The organism is Hyphococcus sp. D3-15 (assembly GCF_055809375.1).
In genome coordinates this window covers 3420406-3436377 of record NZ_CM147910.1, presented here as the reverse complement: position 1 = coordinate 3436377, position 15972 = coordinate 3420406, and the positions used below count along the sequence as shown (strand labels likewise).

Below are 15972 nucleotides of genomic sequence, written 5' to 3'. Positions count from 1 at the left end.
CCGGCTCCAAGCGCTAGGCAATTTGGATCATATCAACGGCCCCTCCTAGCGGGGCCGATTGCTTTTGCTGTTTGGGACTGCGCGCCGGGCGACGGGTCCGGCTAGCGCGCGTTGGCTCGACCCGCATCGCGTTTTCGCCAGCATGTACAGTTCATTAACGCGAACCGCTACTCGCAGGCGCTGCCGCCGCCGCCCTGAAGCTCGGCGAGCATGGCGGCGTTGAGGTCGGTCGCCGCGTCTGAATCTTCTTCCGCATTCCGCGCCAGGAAATCGCGATAGGCGAGGCAACTATCCATTTCGTCGGCGGGGATCGCATCGAGATCGGTTGCGATGGCGCTGAGATCGTCAACGGCGTCGACGATAGCTTCCGGCGGCAGGGGCTCGCTTTCTTCGGAAGCAAGCAGCTCTTCTTCGACCGCTTCCGTCTCGCCGCCTTCAGCGATTGCATCTTCGGCGGCGAGGGCGGCGTCGGCCGCGATGATGTCCGCCGCGTCCTTTTCGGTGAGCGTCGGGGCGCTTTGGTGCGCTGCATCTGTTTCATTGAGCGCGAGGGTTTCGGCCGGGGCGATGACGGCGCGGATTTCTTCCGGTTTCGGCGTAAGCGTCGGCGCCGGCTCTTCGCGCTGGCGGGTCTTGTTGCGCTTTCTGGAGTTTTTCTTCTTCGCGCTGGCTTTGCCGTCCGCCGGATCGGCCAGGGCGACGGCAGTCGGCTCCGGAGTCACCAGAGAGCCGGTGTCCGCGCCCGGCATTGTCGGCGGGTTTTCCATCGCATATTGGCGCGCGCGCGCTTCTGTGCGTTCCGGCACGGGCGGCAGGATTTGCGCGCCGAGCGGGGCGGCGATGCTGGCCAACACCAGCGACGGCGCCGTTTGACTGGCGATGCGCCCGAGCGCGCCGCCGCGTTCAATGTCGCCCGCCAGGCGTCCGGGGATCGGCTTGTTATTCAGGCGTCCGCGATAGACTTGCGTATTTTCCAGCACCCGCTGCACATAATTGCGGGTTTCGGAAAACGGAATCAGTTCGACCCAGTCGAGAGGATCAACCGCGTCGCTGCGCGGGTCGCCATATTCGCGCATCCACCGGTCAACGCGGCTGGCGCCGGCGTTATAAGAAGCGAGCGTCATGATCAGCGAGCCGTCAAACCGGTCGATAAGATGCGAAAGATGCGCCGACCCTAAGGTCATGTTGTAAACCGGATCATCGAGCAGCGCCGAACGCGAATAAGTCAGGCCCTCTTTGCGCGCGGTGATCTGCGCCGTGGTCGGAATAAGCTGCATCACGCCGCGCGCCCCGGCGCGGGAATAGGCGCGCGGGTTGAATTCGCTTTCCTGACGCGACAGGCCGAGAATGATCTCCGGCGAGACGAAACGCGCCGCTTCCTCGGGCACAAAGACAAGCGGATAGGCGACCGCCGGCGTGAAGGCGCCGCGCTGGGTCGCGACCTTGCCCGCGCGCACGGTAAGATGCGGCGCGCCTTCGCCATCGGTAAGCTTGGCGAGTTCAAGATATTCGCCGGGACGCTCCAACTGGTCGTCCACATGATAGGCGAAGACCATGAATTCATAATCGAGATCGAGATCGCTCAGCATGCGCAGCGCCGCAACCGCCGGGCGCGAGGCGAACAGCGCGCGATCCGCCGGCGTTGACTCCGTAAGCCCGGAGAAGGTGGCGGCCGACAGGTCGATGCCCGCTTCTTCCGCCGCCAATTGTCCGTAATAGGAGTAATAATGTTCAGCGGCGTTGGCGTAGTAAATCTCTGCGGTGGCGGCGTCGCCCTTCGCGGCGGCGGCGCGGCCAAGCCAGTATTGCGCGCGCGACACCGAGATCGGCGTGCCGACTTCGGAAGCAAGGGCGAGGAAATGCGTTTCCGCCCGCGCCGGCTCGTTCAGGAAGCGCAGGGCGATCCAGCCGGCGTAGAATTCCGCCTCCGCATAATCGCTGCCCTCGGTCATGCCGTGCGAGGCCGCCATCATATAGGCGTCGGCGAAGCGGCCGTTTTTCAGCGCCCAGCGCATCAGCAGATTGCGTTCATCCCACCAGCGTTCGCCATTGCGTAATTGTTCCGGATCGTCCGGCGCCATGGCGGCAAGGGCCATCGCATATTGTTCTTCACCGCGCCGGCGATGATAGCGCACCGCCGCATGCAACACGCCGCTGTCGAGTTTGTCAGCTTCAGGCAGGCGGTCATAAAGCTTCTGCGCGCTCGCCGCCTGGAGCAGGAGGGCGGCGCGCGCTTCGGCTTTTTTGCGTTCATGGCTGTCGAGATAGGGAAAGACGCGGCGCGAATTGGTGACCTGGCGATCCCATAACATCCGGTCGACCCGGGCTGCATGATCTTCCCGGTTCAGCCGTCCGCCATAATTCGACAGGATCCGTTTTTCTTCGGCGAGGGTGAAGTTGTCGTTGATCCAGGCGTCGCGAAGATAGAGTTCGCCGCCTTGCTTGTCGCCGACGGAAAAAAGAGCGCGGGCGAGTTGCACCTTGCCGTCGCCGGTGACCGGTTTACGAGTGTCGAAAAAGGCGAGCACCTGATCGGCGGGCGCATTATCGGGGATGCGTTTTTCGACGAAGCTGGCGATGCGCGAAATGGCGGGCCATTCCGGATTGGCGTCGAGGAACCGGTCCGCTTCTTTGAAATCCACCTGCGGGTCCTGCGCCATCAAATACATCCAGGCGCCGAGCTCGCGGGCCATCGGATCTTCGACCAGCGCGTTCAGTGATTGCGCTGTGGAAAACTGGCGGGCCTTGAGCGCCTTGGAGACCGCGAGCAAGCGGTCCTTGTCGGGCCGGGTCATATAGACAGGGCCGGGCGCGGGCGGTTTCAGGCGCGGGGCGAGGGCGGACATGCTGGCCGAGGCCGCGCCCATGGGCGTCGCGGCGCATAGGCCAATAAGGGTTAACGCCGCTGCGCCAGCGCGAAGCAGTTGCGCGATCGCCGACTTTTCTGGCGAAATTTGTCCTGTAGTCCGCCGGGCCCCGGTCTGCGCCCCCTTTTGCGTGCGCCGACGATGACCATTTGGCGCAAAACGCATCATACTCTCGAGACTCCCACCTAAACGCACCGGATCGCCTCATAATAGCCCAAACCGGGCGGCATCAAAACAGGCGACGCTTGCCGAATTCAGGGCTTGGGGTTATCGAGACCTTAAATTTGAGAAAATTGAGCCAATGACACAGTTTAAAGGGTCTATCACGGCCTTGGTTACCCCGTTCCGCAATGGCGCTGTCGATGAGCGCGGCGTGCAGACCCTTGTCGAGCGCCAGATCGCCGCCGGCACGCATGGGCTTGTGCCAGTCGGCACAACCGGCGAATCCGCGACGCTGACCGATGAAGAGCATGAGCGCGTCATCGCCTTGTGCGTTGAAGCCGCCGCCGGACGCGTGCCGGTGATTGGCGGGGCCGGGTCGAACGAAACCGCCTATGCGATTTCCATGGCCCAGCGCATCGAGAAGATCGGCGTTGATGCGATCTTGTCGGTGACCGGATATTACAACCGGCCGAATCAGGCGGGCCTTGTCGCGCATTACACCGCGCTGCATGACGCGACCGACATTCCGATCATTGTCTACAACATCCCCGCGCGCACCGTTGTCGGCCTGTCGCGCGAGACCATGGCGTCGCTGTCGAAACTGCCGCGCATTGTCGCCGTCAAGGACGCGACCGGTGATCTCGCCCGCGTCGCCGTGCAGCGCCGTGAATGCGAGAAGGGCTTCATTCAGCTTTCCGGCGAAGACATGACAGCGGTGGGTTTTAACGCCATGGGCGGGACGGGCTGCATTTCCGTGACGTCGAATGTGGCGCCGGAACTCTGCGCGCATATGCAGGAAGCCTGTCTCAATGATGACTACGTCACCGCGCGGGCGCTGCAGGACCGGCTCATGCCGCTGCATGACGCGCTGTTTTCCGACGCATCGCCGGGGCCGGTGAAATACGCCATGTCGCTGATGGGTTTGATGTCGGATGAGCTGCGCCTGCCGATGGTGACGCCGAGCGACGCTTCCAAGGCCAAGGTCAAAGCGGCGCTTGAAGAGCTTGGCCTGCTCGGCTGATGTCCGACAAAGCCAAAGACGACCGCAAGATCATCGCCGAGAACCGCCGCGCGCGTCACGAATTTTTCATCGGCGACGTGCTCGAAGCGGGGATCATGCTGACCGGCACGGAAGTGAAGGCGCTGCGCGAGGGCAAGGCGAATATCGCCGAAGCCTATTGCTCGCCGGAAGAAGGCGCGATCTGGTTGATCAACGCCAACATCCCGGAATATTCCGCCGGCAATCGCGAAAATCACGAGCCCAAGCGCAAGCGCAAATTGCTGTTGCACAAACGCGAGATTGAACGGCTTGCGCAAGCGGTGGAGCGCAAGGGTTTCACGCTGACGCCGCTGAAGCTGTATTTCAATGCGCGCGGCCGCGCCAAGCTGGAGATCGGCGTCGGGCAGGGCAAGAAGCTGCACGACAAGCGCGACACGTCGAAAGACAGAGACTGGAATCGCCAGAAGCAGCGGCTGTTGCGCGATCGGGGCTGACAAGTAGACCGCCCCCGGTATAGGATATTCTTTTACTTTACGGGTTTCGAGAAGTGGGGGGCTTTACATGCGAAATTTTTTATCAGTACTTTTCTGTGTAGCTTTATTTGGTTGTGCGACAACTGGTGAGGTGCCAATTGCAGGTTTGGCGAAGCCTAAGATCACTAAATTTGCGGGTATTGCTCCTCAAATTGGCGAATCCTCAACAGCATCTGTCGGCCAGACGATTTTCCAGAATTTTGATTACTACGCTTACCAGGCTGCAGATTATTATCACGTAGATACCGCAGTCGATATAACGGTTGGCCCAATGATGAGTGTGAAGGCTGAACCGCACACACAGCTGTTTCGTGTAACAGATAGTAAATACTGCATGGATAATTACGGCAAGGATTGCTTCTACGATGATGATGGTGATGGCTCGTTTGAGCGCGCTTCGAGCAAACCCGGATATATATTGTTCGATAAGGCGCTTCCTTCGCCGGTTTCCTATTCACAGGCGTTAGGCGAAACTGTGATGGCTGAAGCGGGTGGGTACAAACGGGAGTTGATCTATCAGGGCCGCGATGGCAACACGCTACGTGTTGCGTACAGGGAGTACACAGATAATTTGGCTCGCCCGGCTTTCAGCCAAGATTTAACCTACCCAATCAGTAATAAAAACATCTCTAAAATCGTGTTTCGAGGTGTCGTTATTGATGTGCAAAAGGTTCAAGACACTTCCATCACATATAGTGTAGTGGAGAGCAAGTTTTGACGGGTAATTTGCGTGCTTCAGTCCTCAGACTTCTTCTTCATAGTAAGGCACGAAGGCGATCACGGTCTGAAACGCCGCCGCCGCGCCGGCGCCGCCTGACACGCATAAAAGCAGCACGCTGATGATTTTCAAATCAATGATTCCGGTGAGTTTGGCGACCAGCAGCATCGCGCCAAGGCCAAGCGCCGCTTTGGCGTAAAACCGCAAGAGCTTTGAAAATGCGTCGCCCTTGCCGGAAAGCTGCGCGGCGAAACGCGGGCGCGCCAGCCAGATATAGACCCAGCACCCAAAGCCCGCCGCAACAACGGCGGCGACAAGGCTGAAGCCGTGAAACAGGCCGACAATCGCATCGCGGGCGTCGGCGAAGCTGATCGCCGCTACTGCCGCGCCGATGACCCCGAACACCGCGCTGACAAACAGCGTCAGGCCGGGCTTTGCATCCTTGGCGCTGCGGAATGCCGCGCGCTCGCCCTTTGCCGGAATGCCCCAATTTCTGTTCATGGCGTCATCGTTCTCGCTGCTGGCCCGTTGCTTGCGGCATGGGCCGGGGCTTGCAAATTGGGCCGGGCGCGCCAAAAGCGGCTCGGCGGCGTCTTCTTCCCTCAATTCGGCTGATCTTACCGTCAGCTCTTGCCGATCTTCTTTCGAATCGCGGCGAACACCGACTCAAACATTTCAGGCGTTAGCCTGCGCGTATTCGTATTGTAGCGCGAGCAGTGGTAGCTGTCGAACAAGATCAGGTCACGATCCGCGACCTCATGCGCGGCGCCATGGCCGAAGGGCGCATCCTTCGGTTTCAGCCCCAGCGCGGCGAGGGTGGAGTCGTGCGAAATCCGCCCGAGACACAAGATCGCCTCAAGCTTCGGCAGCGCCGCGATGCGCGCCACCAGAAACTGCCGGCAGGTCTTGATCTCCGCGCCCACCGGCTTGTTCTGCGGCGGCACGCAGCGCACCGCATTGGTGATCATCGCCGCGTTCAACCTCACGCCGTCATTGGGGTCGGCCTGATAAGTTCCTGACGAGAAACCGAATTTCGCCAGCGTCGCGTAAAGCAGATCACCCGCATAATCACCGGTGAAGGGCCGGGCGGTGCGGTTCGCCCCATGCAGGCCGGGCGCGAGACCGACAATCAACAGCCTGGCGTCCGCCTCGCCAAAGGATGGCGCGGCGCCGTTGAAATAATCCGGATAGGCCTCGCAGTTTTCGTCGCGAAATTCCGCCAGCCGCGGGCACAGCCTGCAATCGACAGGCGGCTCGGGGGGATTTTGGCGGGACGGGCGGTTGCGGATTTGGCGCGTTTCACCGGCACGGCTTAATCGACGTCTTCGAAATCGTCTTCATAGTCATCTTCGAAATCATCATCATAATCCGGCGCCGGTTTCGCCGGTTTGCGCGCCGGGCCGCCGCGGCGGCCGATGAGGTTTTCGAGGTCGGCGAGATCGAAGAAGCTGTCGGCCTGGCGGCGCAATTCGTCCGACGCCATGGGCGGCGACGATTTTACGGTGGAGACGACGCTGACGCGCACGCTTTTGGCCTGGATCGCTTCGATCACCCGGCGGAAGTCGCCATTGCCGGAAAACAGGATGACGTGATCGAGCTTGTCGGACATTTGCATCATGTCGACGACCAGCTCCACATCGGTCGAGCCTTTGAAGCGCTTGCGCCCCTGGGCGTCGGTGAACTCCCGCGTGATCTTGGTGACCATCGTGTAGCCATTATAATCGAGCCAATCGACCAGCGGCCGGAGCGGGGAATAGTCCTGTTCGCGGTCCTCTTGAATGGCGGTGTAATAAGACGCGCGCACAAGCTGGCAGCTGTCCTGCGCTTTCGCGAGCAGGCTCTTGTAATCAATATCGAATCCGAGATTTCTTGCGGCTTTATAGAGGTTGGCGCCATCAATAAAAAACGCGGTCTTTTCCTGCTCGCGCAGGCCGAGAAACTTCGTCATAGTCGCCTCTGAGAGTCTTGCTTTAAAATAAGTAAGTCCGCTTTCTGCGTGACATGCATTTGAGTAGAAATGATTTTTATTGCTGCCGGATCTAATCTGCCTTTTTGCGGTCTTGATCTCGCAACATATTGTTTTAAAGGCGTTTCAGGCTATTGGCCGAATGTCGCACCTGAAGTGCGTATCATGCCTTTATGAAACTCCTGCATGGCCCGACCCATCCGATCCGCCCTTTGTGAACGCGGTGGCGGAAATCGAGACCGAACTGGACCCCGACGCGCTGCTGGCGGCGCTGCATGCGGTGGAGGCGGGGTTCGGGCGGCAGCGCTCGGTCAAAAACGCCCCGCGCACCCTCGATCTTGATCTTGTGGCCTATCACGACGAGCGCCGCGACGGGGCGGAAGGCGGGCCGATCCTGCCGCATCCGCGGATCGCCGACCGGGCCTTCGTGCTTGTCCCGCTGGCCGAGATCGCCCCGGATTGGCGCCATCCGGTGAGCGGCGACACCGCCGCCGCCATGGCGGGCCGGATTTCCACGCAGGACGTGGTTAAAATCTCGTGATTTCACCGGTTTTTTGCATTGCAGCGCTTGTATCGCGTGGCCGCAGGGGATAAGCAAAAAGGCCCGCTCCGACCCTGCGGTCGGCGCGTTCGTATCCTATATGACGATTTCTGGAGAACTGAATGGCCCGCGTCACCGTCGAAGATTGCGTCGATAAAGTCACGAACCGTTTCGATCTCGTGCTGCTCGCAGGCCATCGCGCCCGCGTTCTGGCCTCTGGCGCGCCGCTTCTGGTTGAGCGCGACAATGACAAGAACCCGGTTGTCGCCCTGCGTGAAATCGCCGATGGCGAGCTTGTGCCCGACGAGATTGAAGAAGATCTGGTTGTCTCTCTGCAAAAGCAGGTGGAGCTCGACGATACGGACGATTCCGAAACAGCGCCGGAAAAAGCCGACGCGCCGGAATTCGATACGCTTACCGAAGAAGATTATCTCAAGGCCATTCAGGCTGCCGGCATCACCTCGCCGCAGACCCTGCCAAAGGGCTAAGAGACCTGGCCGGCGGTTCCGGACTGCCCGATTGAAGACGAGCATCCCGACCGGCCGCATTATGGTGTGATGGCCGAAGGGATATGGCGGATAAACAGGCGGCCAGCGGGACCGATAGTTCAGCAACAGGCATTTCAACAACTGCACCGGCAGCGGCGCCGACGCGCCAGCCCATCGGCTTTATTCGTCAGGTCGAACTGGTCGATCGCGTCAAGGCCTATGATCCGGATGCAGATGAAATCCTGCTGAACAAGGCTTATGTTTACGCCATGAAAGCACATGGCGGACAAACGCGCGCCTCGGGCGATCCTTATTTCTCTCACCCCTGGCGGTGGCGGCGATCCTCACCGGTTTGCGCGCTGATCCGGCGACAGTGGCGACGGCGCTGCTCCATGACGTGGTCGAAGACACCGACGCGACAATCGAAGACATTCGCAAGCTCTTTGGCGACGAGGTGGCGCGGCTGGTCGACGGCGTCACCAAGCTCTCGCAGATCGAGCTGAAAAGCGAAGCCAGCAAGCAGGCGGAGAATTTCCGCAAGCTTGTGGTGGCGATGGCCGATGATGTGCGCGTGCTGCTCGTCAAACTCGCGGACCGGCTGCACAATATGCGCACGCTGCATTACATTCCGAAGCCGGAAAAGCGCCAGCGCATCGCCCGCGAGACCATGGACATCTACGCGCCGCTGGCCGGCCGCATCGGCGTGCACCGGTTCCGCGAAGAGCTCGAGGATATTTCCTTCCGCGAATTGAGCCCCGATGCTTTTTCAACGATCTCAAGCCGGCTTGATGATTTGCAGCATCATTCTCTGGGCGGCGTGGTTGAGCTGGCGAATGTGCTGCGCGACCGGCTTGCGGCGGCGGGACTGAAAGCGCAAGTGACGAGCCGCGAAAAGCGCGCCTATTCGATCTGGCGCAAGATGACGCAAAAAAACGTCTCCTTTGACGAACTCGCCGATATTTATGCATTCCGGGTGCTGGTCGACAAAACCGAAGATTGCTACGCGGCGCTGGCGGTCATCCACACCAATTGGCGAATGATCCCGTCTGAATTCGATGATTATATTTCCGCGCCCAAGCCGAATAATTACCGCTCGATCCATACTGCGGTGATCGGCCCGCCTTCTTCCGACGGACGCCGCCAGCGCATCGAGATCCAGATCCGCACTTACGAAATGCACGAAACCGCCGAACGCGGCGTCGCGGCGCATTGGCAATATAAGGATGCGAGCTCAGGCGGCGCCAGCGTCGAGATTGTCACCCGCGGCCAGTATGACCCCTATGAAACGCCGCGCCGGCTGGTTGAGATGTTCCAGGCCGGCGAAGACCCGGACGAGGCGCTGCAATACGCCAAGCTTGAGCTGTTTCAGGATCAGGTGTTCTGTTTCACGCCAAAGGGCCGCGTCATCGCCTTGCCGAAAGGCGCGACGCCTCTCGACTTCGCCTATGGCGTGCACACCGATGTGGGCGATCAGTGCATCGGCGCCAAGATCAACGGCGTGCAGCGGCCTTTGCGCACCTCGCTCAATAATGGCGATGTCGTCGAGATTTTGCGCTCAGAACATGCGCCCGTGCCGGCGGAGTGGGAGAGCGTCGCCGTTATGGGCCGCACGCGCAGCGCCATTCGCCGCCGCATCAAAAAGATGCAGCATGACGAAGCGATCGCGCTGGGCCGTTCAATTGCGGAAAGCGTTTTCACCGGCGCGCATCTGGAATTCTCGCTGAAGGGCGTGCGCGAGGCGCTGAAGCGTCTCGACAAGACATCAGTCGAAGACGTGCTGTATGCGATCGGGCGCGGCGAACTTCCCGTGGGCGATCTGGTTGAAGCGGTCTATCCGGGCGCGTCCGTGGAAGAGAGCGAAAGCGAAATCCGCGCCGCCTCCTTGCGCGCTTTCCGGCCGCGCGCCGCGATCTCCGGGCTGACGCCGGGGGTGAAGGTGGCGATATCGCGCTGCTGCACGCCATTGCCCGGCGAGCGCATTGTCGGCATCCGCCAGGATGATGGCTCGGTCATGGTGCATGCGATTTCCTGCGAAACGCTGGAGCGCGAAGACCCGCCGCAGGAACGCTGGCTCGACCTCAAATGGCGCGATCAGGAAGAAAACGCGACTGCGTTCACCCGGGTTCGCTGCACCGTGCGCAACGGACTCGGCGTGTTGTCGGAAGTTGCGGGCATTGTTGCGCGCTATGGCGTTTCCATTGCCAATATTCGCATCCAGAACCGCTCGCGCGAATTTGTGGATTTCCTTATGGATGTGGAACTGAAAGATGCGCGCCATCTCGCGCAAGTGCTGGCGGGGCTGCGCGCGTCGCCAAATGTGATTGATGTGGAACGGACAGGAGCCGAAGACCATGACGAGCTTTGACGCGCTGAAGGAATTTGAAGAAGCCGGCGCGCTGATGAAGGGGCATTTCATTCTGTCTTCGGGGCTGCATAGCGACACCTATTTGAACAAGTCGATCGTCTCTATGTATCCCGACCGCGCCGAACGGCTTTGCCGGGCGCTCGCAGAAAAAATTGCGGGCGCGGTGAGCGATGTCGACTATGTGATTTCCCCGGCCATGGGCGCGATCATTTACGGTTACGAAACCGCGCGTCATCTCAAAACGCCTTTCATGTTTCTCGAACGCGTTGAGGGCGAGTTTCAATTGCGCCGGGGTTTTTCGATTGAAAAGGGCGCGCGCGTCGTGATCGTCGAGGACATCGTGTCCACGGGCCTGTCCGCGCGCGAGGCGATCATCGCGGTGAAAAAGGCGGGCGGTGAAATTCTGGCGCTTGGCTGTCTGGTTGACCGGTCGGCGGGCGCGGTTGATGTGGGCGCGCCGATCATTCCGCTTGCGGAAATCAAGGTCGAAGCGTGGGAGCCGGATAAACTTCCTGAACACCTAAAGGGCGTGCCGGCGGTGAAACCCGGCAGCCGCGGGGTCAGTCAGTGAGTTTTTATCTTGCGGCGAAGCGGAGGGCTTTACCCTCTCCCGCTGGCGGGAGAGGGTGGCGAATGAGCCGCAAGGCTCGCTCGCCGGGTGAGGGTGGAATTTGAATCGATGAAAGAGCTTTTGCTTTACACCCTCACCCCCGACCCCTCTCCCTTAAGGGAGAGGGGAGAAGAAACCGTGATTTGATGACGCGCCATGACTGAACAGAAAAAACCCATCCGCCTCGGGGTCAATATCGACCATGTGGCGACGATCCGGAATGCGCGCGGCGGTCCGCATCCCGACCCGGTGCGCGCGGCGCTGCTGGTGGAAGGCGCGGGCGCCGACGGCATCACTGCGCATCTGCGCGAAGACCGGCGTCATATTCGCGATGACGATATGCGCCGCCTGAAAGACGAAATCGGTCTGCCGCTCAATTTCGAAATGGCCTCGACCGCCGAGATGCTGCAATTGTGCACGCAGGTGCAGCCACATGGCTGTTGCATCGTGCCGGAAAACCGCAATGAGCGCACCACCGAAGGCGGGCTCGATGTGGCGGGCCAGCATAATTTCATCGCGCCTTTCATTCGGGAACTGACGGACGCAGGCATTCGCGTATCGCTATTCGTTGATCCGGAGCCGGAGCAAATCCACGCAGCGAAATCCGCCGGCGCGCCGGTGATCGAATTGCATACGGGCGCCTATTACGAGGCGACGCTCGCGACCGAGCCTGCGCGCTATAAAGCCGAGCTTGAGAAAATCCGCGCCGGGGCGGAGCTTGCGGACTCGCTGGGGCTTGAGGTTCACGCCGGTCACGGCCTGACATTCCTTAATGTGCAGCCCGTCGCGGCGATCCCGCAGATCGTTGAACTCAATATCGGGCATTTCCTGGTGGGCGAGGCGGTGTTTATGGGCCTTGCTGAAAGCGTGAAGGAAATGAAGCGCCTGATGAAGGACGCCCGCACCGGCGGGCTTTATTGATGATCCAGCCGGAGAACAGCTTCATCCTGAGGAGCAAAAAATCCTTTGCCCTTCGAGATGAACCTTCGGTTCTCCTCAGGATGAAGGATTTTTTGCGTCTCGAAGGACGACGCTGTTCGGCGTCCCTTATCCTTACGGCGGCCGTATGATCCAGATTATCGGCTCGCCGGTCTCTCCCTATGTCAAAAAAGTGCTGGCGCTGCTCGTGATGAAGGGCGTCGATTTCGAGGTTGATCCGATTACGCCATTTTATGGCGACGAACGGTTTTCTGCATTGTCGCCCTTGCGGCGCATCCCGGTTTTTATCGACGGCGATCTGGTGTTGAACGATTCCTCCGTCATTGCCCACTATATTGACGAACGCTGGCCGTCGTCCGCGGCGCTTCCTTCAACGCCCGAGGCGCGGGCGAAAGCGCGTTGGCTCGAGGAATATTCCGACAGCCGCATGGGCGAGATTTTCATCTGGAAAGGCTTCGCGGCGAAACTCGTGCGCCCACGCGTATTTAAAGAACCGTTCGATGACGCGGCGTTCAACGACAACATTGGGACTGGCGTCGTGGAAGTGATGGACTATCTCGAACGCGTCGCGCCGGAGGCGGGGTTCCTCGCCGGCCCGTTCGGCCTTGCCGACATTACGATCGCCGCGATGTTCCGCTGCATGCGCTACGCCGAATGGAAACCCGACGCCGCGCGATGGCCAAAGACCTGCGCGTGGCTCACCCGCGCGGAGGCGGAGCCGGTCATGATGAAGGTCAATGAATGGTCCGATGCGCTGATCACCGCGCCGATCCTTGAGCGCCGGCGGGTCGCCGCGGAAATCGGCCTGAAGCTCACCGAAGAAACGCTCGGCCTTAAAACCCCGCGCCGCGCGGCGATGTCACAACTGTAATGAGGGCCCCATGATCATCGGTCTCGGCAACGATCTTATCGACATCCGCCGCGTGGAAAAGACGCTGGCCCGCCATGGTGACCGCTTCACCACCCGCATCTTCACCGAGATCGAGCAGGCGAAATCCGACAAACGGCTCAACCGGGCCGCGTCCTACGCCAAGCGATTCGCCGCCAAGGAGGCTTGCTCCAAGGCGCTGGGGACGGGCTTGTCACGGGGCGTTTTCTGGCGCGATATGGGGGTTGTGAACCTGCCGGGCGGAAAACCGACCCTGGCGCTTACCGGCGGCGCAGCCGAAAGGCTCAAGGAAATCACGCCTGAAGGCTATGTTCCGGACATTCACCTGACCATCACCGACGATTTTCCATTGGCTCAGGCCATTGTCATAATCTACGCGCAGGCTAAATAGGGTCTCTTGGCGCCTTGGGCGGGGACGTCTTGGGGCAAGCAGCAAAAAGGTAGAGTCATGTCGACAAGCGAAGAAAGCGGTCCCGTTGCTGCGAAGGCCGCCGCCAAGCCGGCGAAGCCCGCGCAGATTCCCATGACCCCGGCGGAAGAGGCGTGGGATCTGGCCAAGACCGTTGTTTTCGCCGTCGCCATCGCGCTGGTGCTGCGCATCCTGATATTCCAGCCCTTCAACATCCCGTCCGGCTCCATGAAGCCGACCCTGCTGGTGGGTGATTTCCTGGTCGTGTCGAAGCCGACCTTTGGCTATTCCAAAGCTTCCCTTGTTTATCCGCTGACGCGCCTGCCGGTGGAAGGGCGCGTCCTTTCCTTCGCATCGCCCCATCGCGGCGACATCGTCGTCTTCAAGAACAAGAAAGACGACAACAAGGATTACATCAAGCGCGTTATCGGCATGCCCGGCGATACGGTGCAAATGCTTGGCGGGCGTCTCCACATAAATGGTCAGCCGGTTCAAAAAGAACTGGTTTCGGCGAACGTTGCCGACATTTGCGGCAATGGCATTGGCGGCCCGGAATATCGCGAGACGCTGGATAATGGCGTTTCCTATATTGTGCAGGAATGCAGCGGCGACGATGGCGCGCTCGATACGACGGGCGCTTACCGCGTTCCCGCCGGCCACTATTTCATGATGGGCGATAATCGCGATCAATCACAGGACAGCCGAGTCACCAGGCAGGTTGGCTATATCCCTGAAGATGCGATTGTCGGCAAAGCGGAGCGGCTGTTTTTCTCCGTAGACGGACAGAAGACAAAAATCTGGTCGGTCTGGAATTGGCCTTTCGCAATTCGCTATGGCCGCATTTTCGACCCGGTTAAATGACAAAGCCGAATTTCGCCGAACTTGAAAAGCGTATAGACCACGCCTTCGCCGACAAAGCCCTGCTTGTGCGGGCGCTCACCCATTCGAGCCTGTCGGGCGGCGATAATACGGTGCGCGACCTTGAGCGGCTTGAGTTTCTCGGCGACCGGGTGCTCGGGCTGTTGACGGCGGAAGAATTGTGGCGCCGATACCCGCATTATTCCGAGGGCGATATGGCGCCGCGATTGAATGCGCTGGTCCGCAAGGAAACCTGCGCCAAGGCTGCCCAGCATTTCGGCGTCGATGAGTTCATCATGATGTCGGAATGGGAGGCGCAGTCGGGCGGCCGCAAAAAGAAAGCGATCCTCGGCGATGTGATGGAAGCGCTGCTCGGCGCGCTGTATATTGACGGCGGGCTAGAGGCGGCGCGGCGCGTGTATGACCAGTTCTGGACGCCGAACCTTGAAGATTTGTCGAAGCTCCACAAGGACCCGAAGACGGCGTTGCAGGAGTGGAGCCAGAACAAGAAACTCGGCACGCCGCATTATGAAGTCATCAATGCGGACGGCCCGGCCCACGCGCCAGCCTTTACAGTTGATGTGCGGGTGAAGGGCATGAAGCCGACACAGGGCGAAGGGCGCTCGAAACGCGAGGCGCAGATGGAGGCGGCGAGACGCTTCCTGGTGCGCGAAAAAGTTTGGACAGATGATGAGTGAAGCTGAAACCCATTGCGGCGTTGTCGCGGTGATCGGCGCGCCGAACGCCGGCAAATCGACGCTGGTCAATGCGCTGGTCGGCGCGAAGATCTCCATTGTCACGCAGAAAGTGCAGACGACGCGGGCGCGGGTGCGCGGCATCCTGACCGAAGATGCGGCGCAGCTCATTTTCATCGACACGCCGGGGATATTCCTGCCCAAACGCCGGCTCGACCGCGCCATGGTCGCCGCCGCCTGGGAAGGGATCGACGGCGCCGATGTGACGCTGCTGGTCGTCGATGCGCCGTCTTATCTTGCGGGCGCCAATGAAAAGGGCGCGGCGGGCAAGGGCCGGGCAGACGCGGAACGCATCATTGAGGGGCTTACATCCGCGAACCGCAAGGCCGCGCTCATCCTCAACAAGATTGACGACATTGCGATCCCGAACCTTCTGGCGCTGGCGCAGGAGCTGAATGAAGCGGGCGTCTTCACCGACGTCTTCATGATCTCCGCGAAGAATGGCGACGGGCTCAAAGACCTCAAAAAATTCCTGCTGGAAAAAGCGCCGGCCGGACCGTGGCTTTATCCGGAAGATCAGCTCTCGGATATTTCCGACCGGCTGATGGCGGCGGAAGTGACGCGCGAAAAACTGTTCCTGCGCTTGCATCAGGAATTGCCTTATGACTCGACGGTCGAAACCGAAAGCTGGAAAGAAACCAAGAGCGGCATTCGCATCGACCAGACAATCTATGTGGCGCGCGATAGCCAGAAGCCCATCGTCCTTGGCAAGAATGGCCAGACCCTGAAGATCATCGGGCAGGCGGCGCGCGAAGAACTATCCGAACAGCTCGGACAGCCGGTGCATCTGTTTTTGCATGTCAAAGTCCGCGAAGGCTGGGACGAGGAAGCGGCGCGCCTCAGGAGCATCGGGCTCGACAGCGTGGATTGAG

At 60.3% G+C, this 15972-nt stretch carries 17 protein-coding genes; 13 read left to right on the top strand and 4 right to left on the bottom strand.

Annotated features, from left to right (window positions below; all coding sequences use genetic code 11):
* Window positions 1–167: 167 nt before the first annotated feature.
* A complete protein-coding gene (locus AC0L8G_RS16795; protein ID WP_473385311.1) occupies window positions 168–3035 on the bottom strand; it encodes a lytic transglycosylase domain-containing protein in 2868 nt (955 codons plus the stop codon).
* Window positions 3036–3168: 133 nt separating this feature from the next.
* Between AC0L8G_RS16795 and dapA the strand changes: the two genes are divergently transcribed.
* The 3 genes from dapA to AC0L8G_RS16780 all read left to right on the top strand — a co-directional run bounded on the left by dapA (window position 3169) and on the right by AC0L8G_RS16780 (window position 5280).
* On the top strand, window positions 3169–4050 hold the full coding sequence (gene dapA / locus AC0L8G_RS16790) for a 4-hydroxy-tetrahydrodipicolinate synthase (protein WP_473385310.1): 882 nt from the start codon (window positions 3169–3171) through the stop codon (window positions 4048–4050).
* Window positions 4050–4523, top strand: a complete 474-nt coding sequence (gene smpB, locus AC0L8G_RS16785) for an SsrA-binding protein SmpB (protein ID WP_473385309.1) — start codon at window positions 4050–4052, stop codon at window positions 4521–4523. The genes dapA and smpB overlap by 1 nt, the downstream gene beginning before the upstream one ends.
* A 67-nt stretch (window positions 4524–4590) precedes the next feature.
* Window positions 4591–5280, top strand: a complete 690-nt coding sequence (locus tag AC0L8G_RS16780; protein ID WP_473385308.1) for a hypothetical protein — start codon at window positions 4591–4593, stop codon at window positions 5278–5280.
* A 24-nt stretch (window positions 5281–5304) separates the two neighbouring features.
* Here AC0L8G_RS16780 and AC0L8G_RS16775 read toward each other — a convergent pair whose 3' ends face one another.
* From AC0L8G_RS16775 to AC0L8G_RS16765, 3 genes are all read right to left on the bottom strand, one after another.
* Window positions 5305–5781, bottom strand: coding sequence for a hypothetical protein (locus AC0L8G_RS16775; RefSeq protein WP_473385307.1), 477 nt, complete (start codon window positions 5779–5781; stop codon window positions 5305–5307).
* 122 nt (window positions 5782–5903) lie between these two features.
* Window positions 5904–6569 carry a uracil-DNA glycosylase gene (locus tag AC0L8G_RS16770; RefSeq protein WP_473388897.1) on the bottom strand — a complete coding sequence of 222 codons (666 nt, stop codon included), beginning with the start codon at window positions 6567–6569 and terminating at the stop codon, window positions 5904–5906.
* A 23-nt stretch (window positions 6570–6592) separates the two neighbouring features.
* The gene (locus tag AC0L8G_RS16765) at window positions 6593–7228 is read right to left on the bottom strand and encodes a LabA-like NYN domain-containing protein (RefSeq protein WP_473385306.1); all 636 of its coding nucleotides are present in this window, start codon (window positions 7226–7228) and stop codon (window positions 6593–6595) included.
* Between the two features lie 160 nt (window positions 7229–7388).
* Between AC0L8G_RS16765 and folK the strand changes: the two genes are divergently transcribed.
* From folK to era, 10 genes are all read left to right on the top strand, one after another.
* A complete protein-coding gene (gene folK / locus AC0L8G_RS16760) occupies window positions 7389–7787 on the top strand; it encodes a 2-amino-4-hydroxy-6-hydroxymethyldihydropteridine diphosphokinase (protein WP_473385305.1) in 399 nt (132 codons plus the stop codon).
* A 122-nt stretch (window positions 7788–7909) separates the two neighbouring features.
* On the top strand, window positions 7910–8275 hold the full coding sequence (gene rpoZ, locus AC0L8G_RS16755) for a DNA-directed RNA polymerase subunit omega (protein ID WP_473385304.1): 366 nt from the start codon (window positions 7910–7912) through the stop codon (window positions 8273–8275).
* A gap of 331 nt (window positions 8276–8606) precedes the next feature.
* Complete coding sequence (locus tag AC0L8G_RS16750) at window positions 8607–10640, top strand: RelA/SpoT family protein (RefSeq protein ID WP_473385303.1); 2034 nt, start codon at window positions 8607–8609, stop codon at window positions 10638–10640.
* A complete protein-coding gene (gene pyrE / locus AC0L8G_RS16745; RefSeq protein WP_473385302.1) occupies window positions 10627–11211 on the top strand; it encodes an orotate phosphoribosyltransferase in 585 nt (194 codons plus the stop codon). Before AC0L8G_RS16750 ends, pyrE begins: the two co-directional genes overlap by 14 nt.
* A gap of 195 nt (window positions 11212–11406) precedes the next feature.
* A complete protein-coding gene (locus tag AC0L8G_RS16740) occupies window positions 11407–12171 on the top strand; it encodes a pyridoxine 5'-phosphate synthase (protein ID WP_473385301.1) in 765 nt (254 codons plus the stop codon).
* A gap of 145 nt (window positions 12172–12316) precedes the next feature.
* Window positions 12317–13060 carry a glutathione S-transferase family protein gene (locus AC0L8G_RS16735; RefSeq protein ID WP_473385300.1) on the top strand — a complete coding sequence of 248 codons (744 nt, stop codon included), beginning with the start codon at window positions 12317–12319 and terminating at the stop codon, window positions 13058–13060.
* 10 nt (window positions 13061–13070) lie between these two features.
* The gene (gene acpS / locus AC0L8G_RS16730) at window positions 13071–13469 is read left to right on the top strand and encodes a holo-ACP synthase (RefSeq protein ID WP_473385299.1); all 399 of its coding nucleotides are present in this window, start codon (window positions 13071–13073) and stop codon (window positions 13467–13469) included.
* Between the two features lie 57 nt (window positions 13470–13526).
* Window positions 13527–14348, top strand: a complete 822-nt coding sequence (gene lepB, locus AC0L8G_RS16725) for a signal peptidase I (protein ID WP_473385298.1) — start codon at window positions 13527–13529, stop codon at window positions 14346–14348.
* Window positions 14345–15043 (top strand): ribonuclease III, encoded by a 699-nt coding sequence (rnc, locus tag AC0L8G_RS16720; protein ID WP_473385297.1) that lies wholly within the window; start codon window positions 14345–14347, stop codon window positions 15041–15043. Before lepB ends, rnc begins: the two co-directional genes overlap by 4 nt.
* Window positions 15033–15971, top strand: coding sequence for a GTPase Era (era, locus tag AC0L8G_RS16715; RefSeq protein ID WP_473385296.1), 939 nt, complete (start codon window positions 15033–15035; stop codon window positions 15969–15971). Before rnc ends, era begins: the two co-directional genes overlap by 11 nt.
* The last annotated feature ends 1 nt before the right edge of the window (window position 15972 follow it).